Origin of the sequence: Vibrio clamense (genome assembly GCF_050337905.1) — a bacterium.
GTDB classification, from domain to species: Bacteria; Pseudomonadota; Gammaproteobacteria; order Enterobacterales; family Vibrionaceae; genus Vibrio; species Vibrio cortegadensis.
In genome coordinates this window covers 268,821-289,547 of sequence record NZ_JAKJTJ010000022.1, presented here as the reverse complement: position 1 = coordinate 289,547, position 20,727 = coordinate 268,821, and the positions used below count along the sequence as shown (strand labels likewise).

18 protein-coding genes are annotated in these 20,727 nt (G+C 43.3%); 1 reads left to right on the top strand and 17 read right to left on the bottom strand.

What is annotated here, in order from left to right:
- Positions 1–146: 146 nt before the first annotated feature.
- On the top strand, positions 147–641 hold the full coding sequence (locus L4C39_RS10625; protein WP_040887246.1) for an Rsd/AlgQ family anti-sigma factor: 495 nt from the start codon (positions 147–149) through the stop codon (positions 639–641).
- 332 nt (positions 642–973) lie between these two features.
- Here the strand turns inward: L4C39_RS10625 and rpoC are convergent, their stop codons facing one another.
- From rpoC to fkpA, 17 genes are all read right to left on the bottom strand, one after another.
- Positions 974–5,176, bottom strand: coding sequence for a DNA-directed RNA polymerase subunit beta' (rpoC, locus tag L4C39_RS10620; RefSeq protein ID WP_113795399.1), 4,203 nt, complete (start codon positions 5,174–5,176; stop codon positions 974–976).
- Between the two features lie 66 nt (positions 5,177–5,242).
- Positions 5,243–9,271 (bottom strand): DNA-directed RNA polymerase subunit beta, encoded by a 4,029-nt coding sequence (gene rpoB, locus L4C39_RS10615; protein ID WP_017053182.1) that lies wholly within the window; start codon positions 9,269–9,271, stop codon positions 5,243–5,245.
- Between the two features lie 251 nt (positions 9,272–9,522).
- On the bottom strand, positions 9,523–9,888 hold the full coding sequence (gene rplL / locus L4C39_RS10610; RefSeq protein ID WP_113795397.1) for a 50S ribosomal protein L7/L12: 366 nt from the start codon (positions 9,886–9,888) through the stop codon (positions 9,523–9,525).
- A 57-nt stretch (positions 9,889–9,945) separates the two neighbouring features.
- On the bottom strand, positions 9,946–10,440 hold the full coding sequence (gene rplJ / locus L4C39_RS10605; protein WP_045103110.1) for a 50S ribosomal protein L10: 495 nt from the start codon (positions 10,438–10,440) through the stop codon (positions 9,946–9,948).
- Between the two features lie 253 nt (positions 10,441–10,693).
- Positions 10,694–11,398: a 50S ribosomal protein L1 gene (gene rplA / locus L4C39_RS10600; protein ID WP_113795396.1), complete on the bottom strand. Its 705-nt coding sequence runs from the start codon at positions 11,396–11,398 to the stop codon at positions 10,694–10,696.
- 4 nt (positions 11,399–11,402) lie between these two features.
- Positions 11,403–11,831 carry a 50S ribosomal protein L11 gene (rplK, locus tag L4C39_RS10595; protein WP_113795395.1) on the bottom strand — a complete coding sequence of 143 codons (429 nt, stop codon included), beginning with the start codon at positions 11,829–11,831 and terminating at the stop codon, positions 11,403–11,405.
- Positions 11,832–11,969: 138 nt separating this feature from the next.
- Positions 11,970–12,518 (bottom strand): transcription termination/antitermination protein NusG, encoded by a 549-nt coding sequence (nusG, locus tag L4C39_RS10590; protein WP_017053177.1) that lies wholly within the window; start codon positions 12,516–12,518, stop codon positions 11,970–11,972.
- A gap of 12 nt (positions 12,519–12,530) precedes the next feature.
- Positions 12,531–12,908 carry a preprotein translocase subunit SecE gene (gene secE, locus L4C39_RS10585; RefSeq protein WP_017053176.1) on the bottom strand — a complete coding sequence of 126 codons (378 nt, stop codon included), beginning with the start codon at positions 12,906–12,908 and terminating at the stop codon, positions 12,531–12,533.
- A gap of 257 nt (positions 12,909–13,165) precedes the next feature.
- A complete protein-coding gene (gene tuf, locus L4C39_RS10580; RefSeq protein WP_261888623.1) occupies positions 13,166–14,350 on the bottom strand; it encodes an elongation factor Tu in 1,185 nt (394 codons plus the stop codon).
- A 148-nt stretch (positions 14,351–14,498) separates the two neighbouring features.
- Positions 14,499–16,595, bottom strand: a complete 2,097-nt coding sequence (gene fusA, locus L4C39_RS10575; protein WP_113797154.1) for an elongation factor G — start codon at positions 16,593–16,595, stop codon at positions 14,499–14,501.
- A 170-nt stretch (positions 16,596–16,765) separates the two neighbouring features.
- A complete protein-coding gene (gene rpsG / locus L4C39_RS10570; protein ID WP_012604916.1) occupies positions 16,766–17,236 on the bottom strand; it encodes a 30S ribosomal protein S7 in 471 nt (156 codons plus the stop codon).
- A 104-nt stretch (positions 17,237–17,340) separates the two neighbouring features.
- Positions 17,341–17,715: a 30S ribosomal protein S12 gene (gene rpsL / locus L4C39_RS10565; RefSeq protein ID WP_012549145.1), complete on the bottom strand. Its 375-nt coding sequence runs from the start codon at positions 17,713–17,715 to the stop codon at positions 17,341–17,343.
- A gap of 176 nt (positions 17,716–17,891) precedes the next feature.
- Positions 17,892–18,173: a sulfurtransferase complex subunit TusB gene (gene tusB / locus L4C39_RS10560; protein ID WP_113797156.1), complete on the bottom strand. Its 282-nt coding sequence runs from the start codon at positions 18,171–18,173 to the stop codon at positions 17,892–17,894.
- Between the two features lie 17 nt (positions 18,174–18,190).
- Entirely contained in the window at positions 18,191–18,547 is a 357-nt protein-coding gene (gene tusC / locus L4C39_RS10555; protein WP_017053172.1) for a sulfurtransferase complex subunit TusC, read from the bottom strand.
- Positions 18,544–18,969 carry a sulfurtransferase complex subunit TusD gene (gene tusD / locus L4C39_RS10550; protein WP_017053171.1) on the bottom strand — a complete coding sequence of 142 codons (426 nt, stop codon included), beginning with the start codon at positions 18,967–18,969 and terminating at the stop codon, positions 18,544–18,546. Before tusD ends, tusC begins: the two co-directional genes overlap by 4 nt.
- Complete coding sequence (locus tag L4C39_RS10545; RefSeq protein WP_017053170.1) at positions 18,969–19,691, bottom strand: helix-turn-helix transcriptional regulator; 723 nt, start codon at positions 19,689–19,691, stop codon at positions 18,969–18,971. The genes tusD and L4C39_RS10545 overlap by 1 nt, the downstream gene beginning before the upstream one ends.
- A gap of 196 nt (positions 19,692–19,887) precedes the next feature.
- Positions 19,888–20,676 carry an FKBP-type peptidyl-prolyl cis-trans isomerase gene (gene fkpA / locus L4C39_RS10540; RefSeq protein ID WP_429745792.1) on the bottom strand — a complete coding sequence of 263 codons (789 nt, stop codon included), beginning with the start codon at positions 20,674–20,676 and terminating at the stop codon, positions 19,888–19,890.
- Between the last annotated feature and the right edge of the window lie 51 nt (positions 20,677–20,727).

Sequence of the window (20,727 nt, the reverse complement as noted above, 5' to 3'; positions counted from 1 at the left end):
TCCATTTTACTGGCAATCTAAATTCATACCAGAATTTAGATTGAAATATCAACGAAAACTCAGGTAGATAAGAATTTAAATTGTGTTATGGATACTTTGCTTTTCACGGATGACGATCACCACTCTTGTGGTCCGATCATGAGGACATGGTCATGCTAAATAAATTCAAACAAGTACAAGAACAGTGGGGTGGCTCAAGTGAGGTCATCGACCATTGGCTCGAGACCAGACAATCACTGATTGTTGAATACTGTAAACTCGCAACTTTACAGCCCTGTACAACAAACAGCGCTGTCTCAGAGCTCCCTTCACCAAAAGAGCTTCAGGTATTTTGCCAACATCTCGTTGATTATATTTCTGAAGGACATTTCAAAATTTACGATATGGTCATGGATAAGTGGCGTTCTACAGGTTTCGAAGTGACAGAAGAGATCAATCAAGCTTATGGCAAGATTGTGTTAACCACAGAGCCCCTACTGAATTTTACGGACAAATACGCAGCGATACAGAGCGAAGATTTACTTGAGAATCTAGACAGCGATCTCTCATTTATTGGCGAAGTAACGGAAGCTCGCTTTGAAGTTGAAGATCAGCTCATTCGACTCATCGCTGACAGCTTAGCCGTTCCACCAGGCGCTTGATAACACGATATCTAAGATAATATTAGATACCGAAACCTTCTTACGATGGTAAGAGGGTTTTGTGCACCGCAATGCTAGCCTAAGAGCTCTAATCAGCTTAGGAGGTCGAACTATCGCTTCTCATCAGCGATTTAGCTCCTTTCCTTAACTTTCTTCTTTCTTCTTTCTTCTTTCTTCTTTCTTCTTTCTTCTTTCTTCTTTAGTTGTTCCCTACAGATAGAAAGCCACCAGCATTAAATGGTTCATTTTCTAAAGATAAAAAAAATCCCCGAGCATGGCCCGAGGATTTATCTATCAAGGCAACATTACGCTGCCTTTATCTCTACACTAGCTTACTCGTTAGAAGAGAAACCAGCATTTAGAAGTGCCGCTAGGTTATCTGTTGCTTGTTCAGCAGATGGACCTTCTTGCTCTTCTTCACGCTGTTTTTGACGCTCTTGGTGGTAAGCGAAACCAGTACCAGCTGGAATCAATCGACCAACAATAACGTTCTCTTTCAGGCCGCGTAACTCATCACGTTTACCAGAAACCGCAGCTTCTGTTAGTACGCGAGTCGTTTCTTGGAACGACGCTGCTGAGATGAATGACTCAGTTGCAAGAGATGCTTTAGTGATACCTAGTAGTTCACGCTCGAAGCTCACTAGCTCCTTGCCTTCTGCTTCTAGTACACGGTTAGCGATCTTAACTTGTGAGTATTCAACTTGCTCACCAGGTAGGAACTCAGAGTCACCCGCTTTAGTGATAGTACACTTACGAAGCATTTGACGAACGATAGTTTCAATGTGCTTATCGTTAATCTTAACGCCTTGTAGACGGTATACTTCTTGTACTTCGTTTGCGATGTACTGAGTTACTGCGCGGATACCACGTAAACGTAGAATATCATGTGGAGTTTCAGGACCGTCGGCGATTACATCACCACGTTCAATCTTCTCACCTTCAAATACGTTTAGCTGACGGTGCTTAGGAATCATCTCTTCGTAAGCGTCACCGCCATCACGAGTAATAACTAAACGACGCTTACCTTTCGTTTCTTTACCGAACGACACAGTACCTGTGTGTTCAGCAAGGATCGCAGGCTCTTTCGGCTTACGAGCTTCGAATAGGTCGGCTACGCGTGGTAGACCACCGGTGATATCTTTGTTTCCGCCAGATTTCTGAGGGATACGAGATAATGTGTCACCGATGCCAACTTCTGCGCCATCTTCGATGTTAACAATCGCTTTACCAGGTAGGAAGTAGTGAGCTGGCATATCAGTACCAGGAATCATTACATCGTTGCCTGCTGCATCAACAAGTTTGATAGCTGGACGCATATCTTTACCTGCTGCTGGACGAGCGGCTGCGTCAGTCACTTCACTTGAAGATAGACCTGTTAGGTCATCTGTTTGGCGAGTAACGGTAACACCATCGATCATGTCAACAAATTGGATGCGACCTGCCACTTCAGTGATGATTGGCATGGTGTGCGCTTCCCAGTTAGCAACAACTTCACCAGATTCTACTGAATCGTTGTCTGCTTTGCTCAGAATCGAACCGTAAGGAAGTTTGTGCTTCTCTTTAGTACGACCGAACTCATCAACAATCGTCATCTCAGATGCACGAGAGGTGATAACCAGTTTCTTGTCTTTGTTGATTACAAACTTAGCGTTGTGAAGCTTCACAGTACCAGTTGTTTTCGCTTGGATGCTGTTCTCTGCTGCTGCAGTAGATGCCGCACCACCGATGTGGAACGTACGCATCGTTAGCTGTGTACCCGGTTCACCGATAGATTGAGCAGCAATAACACCAACTGCCTCACCTTGGTTCACTAGGTGACCACGTGCTAGGTCACGACCGTAACACTGTGCACAACAACCGAAGTCTGCATCACAGGTAACTACTGAGCGCACTTTCATGCTATCTACAGAGTTATCTTCCATGATCTGACACCACTTCTCATTAATTAGAGTATTACGTGGGATCAGTACATCTTCAGTACCAGGCTTAAGAACATCTTCAGCAACAACACGACCAAGAGCAAGCTCAGAAAGTGCAACTTTAACGTCACCACCTTCAATGTGAGGCATCATGTCGATACCTTCGTGAGTGCCACAATCGTGCTCATGTACTACAACATCTTGTGCAACGTCTACTAGACGACGAGTTAGGTAACCCGAGTTCGCCGTTTTCAGTGCTGTATCGGCAAGACCTTTACGCGCACCGTGCGTTGAGATGAAGTATTGAAGTACGTTTAGACCTTCTTTAAAGTTCGCTGTGATTGGCGTTTCGATGATTGAACCATCTGGACGCGCCATCAGGCCACGCATACCCGCCAACTGACGAATCTGTGCAGCAGAACCACGAGCGCCCGAGTCAGCCATCATGTAGATGCTGTTAAACGACTCTTGCTGTTCTTCATCACCATCACGGTTAACTACTGTTTCGAACGATAGGTTATCCATCATCGCTTTCGCAACACGGTCGTTGGTAGACGCCCAGATATCGATAACTTTGTTGTAACGTTCACCAGCAGTAACTAGACCAGATTGGAACTGATCTTGGATTTCACGAACTTCTTCTTCAGCTGCGTCGATTTCGTCGTACTTCGCTTGAGGTACAACCATATCGTCGATACCAACAGAAACACCAGATAGTGCTGCGTATGCGAAACCTGCGTACATGATTTGGTCAGCAAAAACAACGGTATCTTTCAGACCAAGCTTACGATATGCCTCGTTAAGCAGGTTAGAGATCTGTTTTTTACCAAGCTTTTGGTTAACGATGCTGTATGGAAGACCTTTCGGTACGATTTGCCATAGCATTGCACGACCAACAGTTGTATCAACTAAGCCAGTGTTTGTTGTGCTGTTACCGTCTTCGTCTACTACTGTTTCAGTGATACGTACTTTAACGCGAGCATGTAGCTCAGCAGTCTTAGTACGGTATGCCTTCTCAGCCTCTTCAGGGCCAGCAAGGTACATACCTTCACCTTTCACGTTGATCTTGTCACGTGTCATGTAGTAAAGACCCAATACAACGTCCTGAGAAGGTACGATGATCGGATCACCTGATGCTGGCGACAGAATGTTATTCGTCGACATCATTAGGGTACGAGCTTCTAGTTGAGCTTCCAAAGTCAGTGGTACGTGTACCGCCATTTGATCACCATCGAAGTCGGCGTTATATGCCGCACACACTAGTGGGTGAAGCTGAATCGCTTTACCTTCGATTAGTACTGGTTCGAACGCTTGAATACCAAGACGGTGAAGTGTTGGTGCACGGTTCAATAGTACTGGGTGTTCACGAATTACTTCGTCTAGGATATCCCAAACGATCGCTTCTTCGCGCTCTACCATTTTCTTAGCTGCTTTGATTGTCGTCGCCATGCCACGAGTTTCTAGCTTGCTGTAGATGAATGGTTTGAATAGCTCAAGTGCCATCTTCTTAGGAAGACCACACTGGTGCAAACGTAGAGTTGGACCTACTGTGATTACAGAACGACCAGAGTAATCTACACGTTTACCAAGCAAGTTCTGACGGAAACGACCCTGTTTACCCTTGATCATATCAGCAAGAGATTTCAGAGGACGCTTGTTAGAACCTGTAATCGCACGACCACGACGACCGTTATCAAGAAGTGCATCAACAGACTCTTGCAGCATACGCTTTTCGTTACGTACGATGATGTCCGGAGCAGCTAGCTCTAGAAGACGCTTCAAACGGTTGTTACGGTTGATCACACGACGGTATAGATCGTTCAGATCAGAAGTCGCAAAACGACCGCCATCTAGTGGTACTAGAGGACGTAGATCTGGCGGAAGTACTGGAAGAACCGTAAGGATCATCCATTGTGGATCATTGCCAGACTGAATAAATGCTTCAACTAACTTAAGACGCTTAGTCAGTTTCTTACGCTTAGTTTCAGAGTTAGTTGTTTCTAACTCTTCGCGCATTTGTTCAGCTTCTTGGTGCATATCCATAGTAGACAGCAGATCTTTGATCGCTTCTGCACCCATCTTAGCAGTGAACTCGTCACCCCACTCTTCTAGGCGATCTAGATACTCTTCTTCAGTAAGCATCTGAGATTTTTCTAGATCCGTCATACCCGGTTCTGTTACTACGTACATTTCGAAGTAAAGAACACGTTCGATATCACGTAATGGAATATCCATTAGTAGACCGATACGAGACGGTAGTGATTTTAAGAACCAGATGTGAGCAACTGGTGAAGCGAGTTCAATGTGGCCCATACGGTCACGACGAACTTTAGTTTGTGTAACTTCTACGCCACACTTCTCACAGATAACACCGCGGTGCTTCAGACGCTTATATTTGCCACAAAGACATTCGTAGTCTTTTACTGGACCAAAAATACGCGCACAGAACAGACCATCACGCTCAGGCTTGAACGTACGATAGTTAATTGTTTCTGGTTTTTTAACTTCACCAAAAGACCATGAACGAATCATGTCCGGTGAAGAAAGACCGATTTTGATTGCATCAAATTCTTCGGTCTTATGCTGTGCTTTTAGAAAGTTTAATAAGTCTTTCACGATCAGCCCCTGTAAGGAGTGAAAAGGCGCTCGGCGAGCGCCTTTCTAACAAATAATCCCTAAGGATTACTCTTTATCTTCTAACTCGATGTTGATACCTAGCGAGCGAATCTCTTTCAACAATACGTTGAACGATTCTGGCATGCCTGGTTCCATGCTGTGATCGCCATCTACGATGTTCTTATACATCTTAGTACGGCCATTCACATCATCCGACTTCACAGTCAACATTTCTTGTAGAGTATATGCAGCACCGTATGCTTCTAGTGCCCATACTTCCATCTCACCGAAACGCTGGCCACCGAACTGAGCTTTACCACCAAGTGGTTGCTGAGTTACTAGGCTGTAAGAGCCAGTTGAACGCGCGTGCATCTTGTCATCAACCAAGTGGTTCAGTTTTAGCATGTACATGTAACCAACAGTTACAGGACGCTCGAACTGATCACCTGTACGGCCATCAAATAATTTTAGTTGACCAGATTCAGGAAGGTCACCTAATTTCAATAGCTCTTTGATCAACGTTTCAGAAGCACCGTCGAACACAGGCGTAGCGATTGGTAGACCACCACGTAGGTTCTGAACCAAGGTACGCACTTGATCATCAGACAGTTCAGCAATATCAACTTTCTGACGAGTGTTACCGAGATCATAAACCGTCTGTAGGAAGTTACGGAACTTATGCAGTTCTTGTTGTTCCTTCAGCATTTGGTTGATCTTGTCACCGATACCTTTTGCAGCCAAACCTAAGTGTACTTCTAGGATCTGACCGATGTTCATACGTGATGGTACACCCAGTGGGTTCAGAACGATGTCTACAGGCTGACCTTTCTCATCGTATGGCATGTCTTCAACAGGGTTAATCTTAGAGATTACACCTTTGTTACCATGACGACCCGCCATCTTATCACCAGGCTGGATACGACGTTTCACCGCTAGGTAAACTTTAACAATCTTAAGAACGCCAGGCGCTAGATCATCACCTTGAGTGATTTTACGACGTTTAGTCTCAAACTTCTTATCGAAGTCTGCTTTAAGCTCATCCCACTGCTCAGCAAGTTGCTCAAGCTGTGATTGTTGTGCTTCGTCATCTAACGTTAGTTCTAGCCACTTCTTACGATCAATCGCATCAAGCTTAGCTTCAGAGTAACCACCATTGAGTAGTGCAGTGCGAACACGAGCTAGTAGACCACCTTCAAGAATTTGGAACTCTTCAGTTAAGTCTTTCTTAGCATCTTTCAGCTGCATTTGTTCAATTTCAAGCGCACGCTTGTCTTTCTCTACGCCATCGCGAGTGAAAACTTGAACGTCAATGATTGTACCTGAGATAGAGTTAGGTACACGTAGTGATGTATCTTTAACATCTGATGCTTTTTCACCGAAGATAGCACGTAGTAGCTTCTCTTCAGGAGTCAGTTGTGTTTCACCTTTAGGGGTTACTTTACCAACTAGGATGTCGCCACCCTTAACTTCAGCACCAATGTAAACGATACCTGACTCGTCTAGTTTAGACAGAGCAGATTCACCTACGTTTGGAATATCAGCAGTGATCTCTTCAGAACCCAGCTTAGTATCACGAGCCACACAAGATAGTTCTTGAATGTGAATTGTCGTGAAACGGTCTTCTTGAACTACGCGCTCAGATACTAAGATCGAGTCTTCGAAGTTGTAACCATTCCAAGGCATAAATGCGATACGCATGTTTTGACCAAGCGCCAATTCACCAAGGTCGGTTGAAGGACCATCAGCAATTACATCACCGCGAGATACTGGTTCACCAGGAAGCACGGTTGGACGTTGGTTAATACATGTATTTTGGTTCGAACGTGTGTACTTAGTTAGGTTGTAGATGTCGATACCCGCTTCGCCAGGTACTAACTCATCTTCATTAACCTTAACTACGATACGAGACGCGTCAACAGACTGAATCATACCGCCACGTTTAGCAACAGCAGTTACACCTGAGTCAACCGCTACGTTACGTTCGATACCTGTACCTACTAATGGCTTATCAGCTTTTAGTGTTGGTACAGCTTGACGTTGCATGTTCGCACCCATCAATGCACGGTTCGCATCATCGTGTTCTAGGAACGGGATAAGCGAAGCAGCGATAGATACTACTTGGTTTGTTGCAACGTCCATGTAGTTTACATGGTCGCGAGGGTGAAGACCTGATTCACCTTTTTGACGAGCAGTAATCAACTCATCAGCAAAAGATCCAGATTCAGTAAGAGCAGCGTTCGCCTGAGCGATAACAAACTGGCCTTCTTGAATAGCAGACAGGTAATCAACTTCGTCAGTAACTACACCATCAACAACACGACGATAAGGCGTTTCTAAGAAACCGAAATCGTTACAACGTGCAAATGCTGAAAGTGAGTTAATCAAACCGATGTTTGGACCTTCAGGCGTTTCGATCGGACATAGACGACCGTAGTGAGTTACGTGTACATCACGTACTTCAAAGCCTGCGCGTTCACGAGTAAGACCACCAGGACCTAAAGCAGAAATACGACGCTTATGCGTTACTTCTGACAATGGGTTATTTTGGTCCATAAACTGTGAAAGCTGTGAAGAGCCAAAGAATTCTTTAACAGCGGCAGAAATAGGCTTAGCATTGATCAGGTCTTGAGGCATGATTGCATCAAGGTCACCAAGGCTCAAACGCTCTTTAACTGCACGTTCTACACGAACTAAACCAACACGGAATTGGTTTTCTGCCATCTCACCAACAGAACGGATACGACGGTTGCCAAGGTGGTCGATATCGTCCACTTCGCCTTTACCGTTACGAATTCCGATCAGTTTACGCATTACTGCGATGATGTCAGTTTCGTCTAGCGTACCTTGCTCACCAGCATCTTCACGCTCAATTGAACTGTTAAACTTCATACGACCAACAGTCGATAAGTCATAACGTTCTTCTGAGAAGAATAAGCTTTCAAACAAAGATTCAGCTGCTTCTTTCGTTGGTGGCTCGCCAGGACGCATCATGCGGTAGATTTCAACTAGAGCTGAAATACGATCTACTGTGCTGTCAACACGCAATGTGTCAGACATGAACGAACCATTGTCTAGGTCGTTAGTAAATAATACTTCTAGTTGCTTATGACTTGCCTGTGACAAGTTAGCAAGAGCTTCTAAGCTGATTTCTTGGTTTGCACCAACAATAACTTCGCCAGTCGCTTCATCAATGTAGTCTTTAGCCGCAACTTTGCCAACGATGTACTCAACAGGTACTTCGATGAAATCAACGCCATCTTTTTCAAGTTGACGGATATGACGCGCAGTTACGCGACGGCCAGTTTCTACATAAACTTTACCATTTGCTTCAATGTCAAATGATGCAGTTTCACCACGTAAACGCTCTGGAACAAGTTCCATAAGTAGCGTTTGATCTTTAACTTCGAAGTTCACTTTGTCGAAGAACAGATCTAGGATCTCTTCTGTCGTTTTACCAAGTGCACGAAGAATGATCGACGCAGGTAATTTACGGCGACGGTCAATACGTACGTATAAGTTATCCTTAGGATCGAACTCAAAGTCTAACCATGAGCCACGGTAAGGGATTACACGTGCGTTATATAGAACTTTACCAGAAGAGTGGGTCTTACCCTTATCGCTGTCGAAGAACACGCCTGGGCTTCGGTGCAGCTGGGATACGATAACCCTCTCGGTACCATTAATTACGAAGGTACCATTGTCTGTCATAAGCGGAATTTCGCCCATGTAGACTTCTTGTTCTTTAATGTCTTTTACGGTACCTGCCGGTGCATCTCGATCAAAAATAACTAAACGTAATTTTACGCGTAGTGGTTTTGAATAAGTTACACCACGGATTTGACATTCTTTAACATCAAAAACTGGCTCACCAAGACGATAGCTAACGTATTGCAGCTCGGAATTGCCGTTATAGCTCTGAATTGGAAATACAGAACGAAAAGCAGCCTCAAGACCGTATTGTCCTTCTGGATCCTGTTCAATAAATTTATCGAAAGAATCAAGCTGGATCGATAGCAGGTATGGAATGTCCAAAACTTGTGGACGAGTACCAAAATCCTTACGGATGCGCTTTTTCTCGGTATAAGAGTAAACCATGGGGTTCCTCAGCTCGCTGATAAGTGACCCAAACTACCCAATCTCTGCTCCTTAATCTTTTGCTAAGGAGGGGGGTAGTGACTAACAACTGTTTTCCAGTAGTGGTATTTCGACAAAGTTTATGCGAAATACTTTTGCTCAGATAAAGGTGCAAAAACAGCGGAAAATTCACCTATACCCTACAGCGCAAAAAGGCCGGTGGTTAATAAACCACCAGCCATTAGCCGTTAGGCTAAGAAATCAAGTAATAATTACTTGATTTCAACAGTTGCACCAGCTTCTTCTAAAGTCGCTTTAAGCGCTTCAGCTTCAGCTTTTTCAACGCCTTCTTTTAGAGATGCAGGAGCTGAGTCAACTAGACCTTTAGCTTCTTTCAGGCCAAGACCTGTTGCGCCGCGTACAGCTTTGATTACAGAAACTTTGTTTCCGCCAACTGCAGTTAGAACTACGTCGAATTCAGTTTGCTCTTCTGCAGATTCTGCAGCAGCGCCACCAGCAACAACTGCAGCAGCAGCAGTTACACCGAATTTCTCTTCCATAGCTTCGATAAGCTCAACAACTTGCATTACAGACATTTCTGCAACTGCGTCTAGGATTTGCTCGTTAGTAATAGACATAACAATTCTCTTTTAAGTCAACAATAAGTTTAAATAGTAACCAATTTAAAGCAGGGCTTATGCCGCAACTTCTTCTTTTTGGTCACGAACAGCAGCGATAGTACGTACCAGTTTACCAGCAGAAGCTTCTTTCATGCACATCATTAGGCGTGCGATTGCTTCGTCGTAAGTTGGTAGTGTCGCTAGTACATCAGCATCAGTAACTGCGCCTTCAAATGCAGCAGCTTTGATCTCGAAGTCTTTATTCTCTTTAGCAAAGTCTTTAAAAAGACGTGCTGCAGCACCTGGGTGCTCGTTAGAGAATGCAAGTAGAGATGGACCAGTAAATGTGTCTTGTAGACACTCATACTCAGTACCTTCTACTGCACGACGTGCTAGTGTGTTACGAACAACTCTCATGTAAACACCCGCTTCACGCGCTTGTTTACGTAGAGAAGTCATCGCGCCAACAGTAACGCCACGAGAGTCAGCTACAACTGCAGAAAGTGCACCACTGGCTGCTTCGTTGACTTCAGCAACAATTGCTTTTTTGTCTTGAAGATTTAAAGCCATTTGGATTAACCTCTGGTTGTGATTACAGCACTCACTACGTTATGTAGAGAGCGTTTACGATATATTCATGAACGCCAAAAAATGACCTACAATCCTAAATCGCCTACGTAGGTTGCATTAAGCCATCAAATATCATTCGATAAATAACAGCGCCTACGGTCTTGGAGATAGATGAGAATTGAATTGCTTCAAAATTCACCCAACCACAATTTATTAGGCGACGAATTATACACTAACTCATCGCCTATGCAAATTAGTTTACTGTAGTGTTCAAGCTTGCTTGATCAACAGTAACACCAGCACCCATAGTAGTAGAGATGCTTACTTTCTTCAGGAAAGTACCTTTCGCTGAAGAAGGCTTAGCTTTCTTAAGAGCAACTAGAAGAGCTTCTAGGTTTTCTTGAAGCTGTGAAGCTTCGAAAGATGCTTTGCCGATAGTAGTATGGATGATACCGTTTTTGTCGTTACGGTAACGAACCTGACCAGCTTTAGCATTTTTAACTGCTTCAGCAACGTTAGGAGTTACAGTACCAACTTTAGGGTTTGGCATAAGACCGCGAGGACCTAGGATTGTACCTAGTTGACCAACAACACGCATTGCATCTGGAGATGCAACAACTACGTCGAAGTTCATTTCGCCTTTCTTAACTTGCTCAGCAAGGTCTTCCATGCCTACGATGTCTGCGCCAGCTGCTTTAGCTGCTTCTGCGTTTGCACCTTGAGTGAACACAGCAACGCGGATATCACGACCAGTACCGTGTGGTAGCACAGTTGCGCCACGAACGTTTTGGTCAGATTTACGAGCGTCAATACCAAGATTAACTGCTACATCAACGCTTTCTACGAATTTAGCTGTTGCTAGTTCTTTAAGAAGAGCTACTGCTTCGTTGATTTCGTATTCTTTAGTCACTTCAACTTTGTCGCGGATAACGCGCATACGCTTAGTAAGTTTTGTCATTTTATTAACCCTCTACCACTAGGCCCATTGAACGAGCAGTACCTGCGATAGAACGCTTCATCGCTTCGATGTCTGCGCCAGTCATGTCTGCAGCTTTAGTTTCTGCGATCTCTTGAACTTGAGCGTCAGTAACAGTACCAACTTTCTCAGTGTTCGGACGACCAGAACCAGACTTAATGCCAGCAGCTTTCAGAAGAAGAACTGCAGCAGGTGGAGTCTTAGTTACGAACGTGAAAGAACGATCGCTGTATACTGTGATAACAACTGGAGTCGGTAGACCTTTCTCTACTGATTCTGTTTTTGCGTTGAACGCTTTACAGAATTCCATGATGTTAACGCCGTGTTGACCTAGAGCAGGACCAACCGGTGGACTTGGGTTTGCCATACCAGCTGCTACTTGCAGTTTGATATAAGCTTCAACTTTCTTAGCCATGATATTTCCTAAATTTTGGGTACTAACGCCAACCTATTGGTGAGCTCCCCGTTTGTAAAATTCTTTTCCGCAATAGCGTAAAAAGGCGCGAAATTATAATCACATTTCACGCCTATAACAAGTCTAAAAGACCAGTTTTTAATCAAGTTTTTCCACTTGACCGAATTCAAGTTCAACAGGCGTAGCACGACCAAAGATCGATACTGACACTTTAATGCGGCTTTTCTCGTAATCTACTGATTCAACTGTACCGTTGAAATCTGCAAATGGACCATCATTAACTCGAACCACTTCACCAGCTTCAAACATCGTTTTAGGACGTGGAGCTTCGCTCGCTTTCTCTAAACGATTCAAGATAGCATCAGCTTCTTTGTCGGTGATTGGTGCCGGACGATCAGAGGTACCACCAATGAAGCCCATAACACGTGGAATGCTACGAACTAAGTGCCATGATTCATCATTCATGATCATTTGCACAAGTACGTAACCAGGGAAGAACTTACGTTCGCTTTTACGACGTTGTCCTGCACGCATTTCTACCACTTCTTCAGTCGGTACAAGTACGTCACCAAAGAATTCTTCCATGTCATGCATTTTAATATGTTCGCGTAACGATTGAGATACACGACCTTCATAACCAGAAAAGGCTTGAACTACATACCAACGTTTTTTTGGAGCTTCACTCATGAATTAGAATCCTCACACACCAGTTGCGAATGCAACAAGACGAACCATAATGCCGTCAATGCCCCATAGCACTAATGCCATTACAATACATACAGCTAATACGATCAACGTAGTTTGCATAGTTTCTTGGCGAGTAGGCCAAACAACTTTGCGAACTTCTACTCGAGACTCTTGAGCAAAAGAGATCGCAGCTTTACCTTTAGTTGTTGTTGCCGCAGTGCCTAATGCACCTGCGATAAGAACAACGACACCTGCAACGCGAATTACTACCGATAATTCACCATACAGGTAATTACCCACAACAGCGGCGGCTAACAGAGCAAAAGCGATAAACCACTTAAAAGTATCTGCTGCACTTGAGCTATCAGGAGTTTCAGCATTTGCTTTCATAAAACCAACCTGTGATAAGTCATAAATATAGACGACAATACCCCGCTGTTGCAGGGCTATTTCCTTGTAACCACTCCAAAACATTCACAGAGCCGCTACTTTATTTATCGATTAAGATAAACTTAACCTTTTTTCTATGCTTTTAAAGTAAAAACTGATGAAAAAACCATCAAATCTACTCTTTTATATAACCTTAAAGGTTAACACAGAAAAAAGGGCATCAAATGATGCCCTTTTTACTAGTAGTTAGTCAAATCTTAAGCAAAGATTTTAGCAACAACACCAGCACCAACTGTACGGCCACCTTCACGGATTGCGAAGCGTAGACCGTCGTCCATTGCGATTGGAGCGATTAGCTCAACCGTCATTTGAACGTTGTCACCAGGCATTACCATTTCAACACCTTCTGGAAGTGTGATATCGCCTGTTACGTCAGTTGTACGGAAGTAGAACTGTGGACGGTAACCTTTGAAGAAAGGAGTGTGACGGCCGCCTTCGTCTTTAGAMAGTACGTATACTTCAGACTCAAACTTAGTRTGTGGGTTGATAGAACCTTTAGCAGCAAGTACTTGGCCACGTTCAACGTCATCACGCTTAGTACCACGTAGAAGTGCACCAACGTTYTCACCTGCACGACCTTCGTCAAGCAGTTTACGGAACATTTCAACACCAGTACATGTAGTTACTGTAGTTTCTTTRATACCAACGATTTCTACTTCGTCACCTACGCGTAGGATACCGCGCTCGATACGACCAGTTACAACAGTACCACGACCTTGAATTGAGAATACATCTTCAATAGGAAGTAGGAACGGAAGGTCTACAGCACGCTCTGGAAGAGGAATGTAAGAATCTAGAGCTTCTGCAAGCTCAACGATTTTATCTTCCCACTGTTTTTCGCCGTTTAGAGCGCCAAGAGCAGAACCTTGAATTACTGGAAGATCATCACCAGGGTATTCGTATTCAGAAAGAAGTTCACGAACTTCCATTTCTACTAGCTCAAGAAGCTCTTCATCATCAACCATGTCACATTTGTTCATGAATACGATGATGTAAGGAATACCAACTTGACGACCAAGTAGGATGTGCTCACGAGTTTGTGGCATAGGGCCATCTGTCGCAGCAACAACTAGGATACCACCGTCCATTTGCGCAGCACCAGTGATCATGTTTTTAACATAATCCGCGTGTCCTGGGCAATCTACGTGTGCGTAGTGACGTTCTGGAGTATCGTACTCAACGTGAGAAGTTGCGATTGTGATACCGCGCTCACGCTCTTCTGGAGCGTTATCGATAGATGCGAAGTCTTTAGCTTCACCACCGTACACTTTTGAAAGTGTAGTACAGATAGCAGCAGTTAGAGTTGTTTTACCGTGGTCAACGTGGCCGATAGTACCAACGTTTACGTGCGGTTTCGTACGTTCAAATTTTTCTTTAGACACGAGCGTGTTCCTTCCTAGTTATGATTCGCCACGATCATTATTGATCGAGACGCGCCAGAATTTGCTATTTTATGCGCCAACTCTCGTCAGCGCAATATTTGGACGTATGGATTCTTCAAAAAATTGGAGAAATATACATCCTGCTTGTTTAACCACGCTCTGCAATGATTGCATTTGCAACATTTTTTGGCACTTCGGCGTACTCACTAAACTCCATAGAGTAAGAAGCACGACCTTGTGTCGCAGAACGTAAATCAGTTGCGTAACCGAACATGACAGACAACGGAACTTGTGCACGAATTATCTTCAGGCCAGCTGTTCCCTCGTCCATACCTTCGATGAGGCCACGGCGACGGTTAATATCGCCAACAACATCACCCATCCAGTCTTCTGGAGTAGTTACTTCAACTTTCATCACAGGCTCAAGCAGAACTGGTTGAGCTTCGAGAGCGCCAGTTCTGAAAGCCATAGAGGCAGCGATTGTAAACGCCATCTCACTTGAATCTACTTCATGGTAAGAACCATCATACAGTGTCGCTTTAATATCCAATACAGGATAACCAGCAAGAACACCATTGTTCATCTGCTCTTCAATACCTTTCGATACTGAGCTGATGTACTCTTTCGGTACTGTACCATTGGCAATTTCATTTACGAAGACAAAACCTTCACCCGTTTCAGACGGTTCTAGTTTCAGCCATACGTGACCGTATTGCCCTTTACCACCGTGTTCGCGGATAAATTTCCCTTCAGCTTTCGCTGTACCACGGATAGTTTCACGGTAAGCGACTTGTGGATTACCAACATTGCAGTTCACGTTAAATTCGCGCTTCATGCGGTCAACGATGATATCCAAATGCAGTTCACCCATACCTGAAATCAGGGTTTGACCCGTTTCATCGTCCATATCAACGCGGAATGAGGGATCTTCTGCAGCAAGTTTGCTTAACGCAATAGTCATTTTATCTTGATCAGCTTGAGAGCTTGGCTCTACAACGATCTGAATAACTGGATCTGGGAACTCCATGCGCTCAAGAACAATCTTATGGTTCTGATCACACAGTGTTTCACCAGTAGTTACATCTTTTAAGCCAATAATAGCCGCGATGTCACCTGCTCGCACTTCTTTCACTTCTTCACGTTTATTTGAATGCATTTGAACAATGCGCCCTAAACGTTCACGCTGTTTCTTCACCGAGTTGTAAGCGGTTTTTCCACTTTCAACCACTCCAGAATAAACACGTACGAAAGTTAAAGTGCCAACAAATGGGTCTGTCGCAATTTTAAATGCAAGAGCTGAAAATGGTTCATTGTCATCTGCATGACGTTCAACTTCATTTTCATCTTCATCCAAACCTTGAATTGCTGGAACATCAATTGGAGAAGGCAAATATTCAACAACAGCATCAAGAACAGCTTGTACACCTTTGTTTTTGAATGCACTACCACAAGTGGCCAGTACGATTTCATTATTCAGAGTACGAATTCGTAACGCTTCCTTGATCTCAGCTTCTGTTAATTCACCTTCTTCAAGGTACTTATCCATTAGCTCTTCAGTTGCTTCCGCAGCTGCTTCAACAAGGTTATTATGCCACTCATCTGCCAATTCCTGCATATCAGCTGGAATCTCCTCGTATGAGAAGGTCATGCCTTGATCGGCTTCATTCCAGTTGATCGCTTTCATCTTGATAAGGTCAATTACACCTTTGAAATTCTCTTCCTCACCAATATTTAGGTGAATAGGAACAGGATTAGCACCAAGACGTTCTTTAATTTGTTCTATTACGCGCAGAAAATCTGCTCCGGTACGGTCCATTTTGTTAACAAACACAAGACGAGGAACGTTGTATTTGTCAGCTTGGCGCCATACGGTTTCAGATTGAGGTTCTACACCAGATGAACCACAGAAAACGACAACTGCTCCATCAAGTACGCGTAATGAGCGTTCTACTTCAATGGTAAAGTCTACGTGTCCTGGGGTATCGATGATATTGATTCGATGATCTTGGAATTGCGCATCCATACCACGCCAGAATGTAGTAGTCGCAGCTGAAGTGATAGTGATACCACGTTCTTGCTCCTGCTCCATCCAGTCCATGGTAGCCGCACCATCGTGAACTTCACCGATTTTATGAGAAAGGCCAGTATAGAACAGAATACGCTCAGTTGTGGTTGTTTTACCTGCATCTACGTGCGCACAGATACCGATATTACGGTAGCGCTCAATAGGAGTTTTACGAGCCACGATTGTATCCTCATTATGTAGGGACTATTAATATTAAAAATGTAATTTAACAATCACTTTAGAAATATGAATAAACCCTATTTTCTATCTCTTTTAAAATATGGTTTTTAAAAAGGAAAGCTTAGAAAATAAAGAAGTGCTGCAGGCAAGCCCGCAGCACTAAAAAGGTATTACCAGCGGTAATGTGCGAATGCTTTGTTAGCATCAGCCATACGGTGAACGTCTTCACGTTTCTTAACCGAAGTACCTTTGTTCTCAGACGCGTCTAGCATTTCAGCAGCTAGGCGTTGAGCCATAGATTTTTCACCACGCTTACGCGCAGCTTCAACTACCCAACGCATAGCAAGAGCGTTACGGCGAACCGGACGAACTTCTACAGGTACTTGGTAAGTTGAACCACCCACACGGCGAGATTTAACTTCTACCGCAGGACGAACATTTTCAAGAGCTTCTTCAAATACAGCTAAGTGATCTTTACCAGATTTCTCAGCCATAACTTCTAGTGCAGTGTAAACAATTTTCTCTGCAGTAGATTTCTTTCCGTCAACCATAAGGATGTTAACGAATTTTGCCAGCAGCTCAGATTTGAACTTAGGATCTGGAAGGATCTTACGCTGGCCTATAACGCGACGACGTGGCATGGATATTCTCCGTTGTCTTCTTCAGGTTTTTTCCAAAACTTTTCAGAATAATAAATAAAATAGTGTTTGGCCTTACTTAACGCTTTCTTTTTAAAAAAGACGCATTAAGACTTAGGACGTTTAACACCATACTTAGAACGACCTTTCTTACGGTCGTTTACGCCAGCACAGTCAAGTGCGCCACGTACAGTGTGGTAACGCACACCTGGTAAATCTTTAACACGACCACCACGGATAAGAACAACACTGTGTTCTTGAAGGTTGTGACCTTCGCCGCCGATGTATGAAGTAACTTCAAAGCCGTTAGTTAGACGAACACGACATACTTTACGTAATGCTGAGTTCGGTTTTTTTGGAGTAGTAGTATATACGCGAGTACATACACCACGTTTTTGTGGGCACGCTTCTAGTGCTGGCACGTTGCTTTTAACAACTTGCTTTGCACGAGGCTGGCGTACCAACTGGTTAATAGTTGCCATTAAATAGCTCCTGAATTACTTGAAAGTAAGCTTTGTGAAAAATCTAGCCCTATCGATACTTAGTATAAATAGGGACGCAAAATTCTATTCAGCAGTGAGGGGTGTGTCAAGAAATATACAATCAAGATCGCATTTATTTTAGCCATCTAGCAGTGTGCGAGAAATTAGAGTTGGAATTACTCCCATGTCATTGATTGCTCATGCGCAACAGTTAGCTCAACAAACCCTTCAAAATCAACATGTTGAATAAATTCATTTATCGATAAAGTCAAACCTCTGGCCAATGCATCGTTCGAAAGAAAAAAAACTGAAGCTGGACAATTTTTCAGCAAAAAATGCGAGAAATGACCTTCATTGATAGCATAAATTGAATCTTCGACCAAAATCACGGCATCTTGATCAGCTAAATACGCTAAAACAGAAGGTATTTGATGGGGGGTTTTCACGATATGAAGCATAATTTCATCTCTTAAAACTAGAAGGTAAGGATCTTATTACAACGCTGAAGTTTGGCCGTAATTTCACTTTTGGATAACCACTCAGGTTCTAAAATTGTTGCCGTTTTTAACAACCCCATATGTTCATAACTTTCCTGACAGGCATAGATATTTTCAATCTCGTATAATTCCATCAGTTTGAACGCGCTGATGTAATCTCGTCCTAAAATAACTTCCGGTTGCTGATTTAAAATAAGCTGAGCAACGCCCTCTGCGATAAAAAACACATGGATGTTCTCACTGTATGCAGAGGCCGCCAATAAAGCATCTAAGCCTTCACGCCCTTTGCTTGTCGTATGAGGAGAGCTTTTAAACACAAACGCAATCGACTTCAAAATTGCACCACTCTATCTTGCATCAATAATGCTTCTGCTAATGAGCCTAAGCCACTTTGATTAAAACGACTGGCTAAGTTGTCGGAGTCTAAACCGTGTTGCTTAGACTCGCTCTCGCTGACAATACCACGACGTAATGCCGCCGCTACGCAAGTCTCTAACCTTACTGAATGTTGCTCAGCTAACTCTTGCCAATGTTTGACGAGATCAAATTCATCATTCGCTGGCACAGTAAGGCGAGAGCCGTTATTAACACCATCTTGATAAAAAAAGACACTGACCAAATGGTGCCCTTTTTCGAGCAATGCTTGAGCAAACAGATACGCCGTTCTTGCGGATTGACTCCCATAAACTGAGCCATTAACAACCAGTGTATATGTGAGTTTTTCAGCCGCTTGTTGCGCTTTATTTTCAGAGGCCATTACGCCTCTCCATCTTCAACTTTACGCTGGCGAATATACAAATAGACGGTATGTTTTGAGATGTTCAAGCGATCCGCAACACGGTTGATAGCATCTTTAATATCAAAAATCCCTTTGTCGTAAAGTTCCATTACGATTTGGCGATTCTTAGTATTATTCGATACCGATTTATCGGCATTAATATCTTCAATTGTGCGCTCAACCGTTTGGTCAACCAACTCTTCAACATCACTTGCAAAGTTAACTGATGACGCCGCTTCTTCCGCTTCTTGTGTTGGCATAAACGACTGTAATACTTGGGAGAATGGCGCGTCTAAATTAACGTTAATGCACAATAAACCAATCACTCGCTCTTCACCGTTACGTATTGCAACTGTGATAGATTTCATTAGCACCCCACCCTTTGCACGGGTGAAATATGAACGAGAAAAGTTACGTTTTGAGCCTTCAATATCCTTTAACATTCTCAGCGCTAAATCGGTGATGGGTGATCCGACTTGACGTCCTGTATTTTCACCGTTGGCAATTTTAATCGCCGATGTATTTAGATCTTCTAAAGAGTGCAAAACAATTTCACAGAATGGCCCAATGAGACTGGCAATTCCATCGACCACGGCTTCATAAGATTTAAGAATGATTTTGTCATGCTCACTAAATGGCATCACGGTAACGGATTCCATTTCGAGCAACATATCAGCATTTACTGTTTCTGTGGTTGTCACTTTAAATTAGCCTTAGAACGAAAAATCAACAAATTGATGTAAGTTTATCAGAAAATTTTAATTGCACATCAATGTAACTGGCTAACTAGTGATTTAAAACAACTAATCTCTTACAAAATTAGCGCTATAACCTTTATCTTCCTGCATAAAAAAAGCCTGAATCGCTTCAGGCTTTATTAGAAATATTGTTTAGATATTACTGAACTGCAGTTTTAGTTCCGTTATCAATGCTCAATAATTCCACTTCAAATACCAGTGTTGAGTTTGCTGGAATCGTTGGCGTATCTTGTGCGCCGTACGCTAATTCTGAAGGGATAACAAACTTGTATTTAGAACCCACTTGCATCAGTTGAACACCTTCAGTCCAACCTGGAATTACGCGGTTAAGAGGGAAGGTTGCTGGTTGGCCACGATCATAAGAGCTATCAAATTGAGTACCGTCAATCAATGTGCCTTTGTAGTGCACTTCAACAGTATCAGTATCTTTTGGTGATTCACCTTCAGCTTTTGACATTACTTGGTACAGCAAACCTGATTCTGTTTTCGTTACGCCTTCTTGTTTTTCGAAGTTCGCACGGAAATCATCGCCCGCTTTCTTTGCTGCTGCTGACTTTTCTGCAGCTTGTGCCTGCATTTTTTCTGACACACGCTTGTCTAAAGATTCCAACGCGGCACGAGTATCTTCTTCACTCATTTCTGGGGTACCTGCGAAAACGTGCTCGATACCTTTAAGAACCAACTCTTTATTTAGATCAATACCAATTTCACTCGGTTTATCAATACTTGTGCTCAAGTAGTTTGCGAATGACACGCCAATTGCGTATGCCGCTTTATCATCTTCTGTTTTAAAGTGAACGGTTTTGCCGGCTTCTGCTTGAACTTGCTCTGCTGGTGCCGTTTCTGCTTTTGGTGCTTCTTCTTTTTGGCAACCCACTGCTAGCATTACTGTTGCTGCAAGTAGCGACACTTTAAAAATCGATTTCATTTATTTCTCCAAAGATGGACTAGCCATTTGTTATGGTGCACAAATCTCATG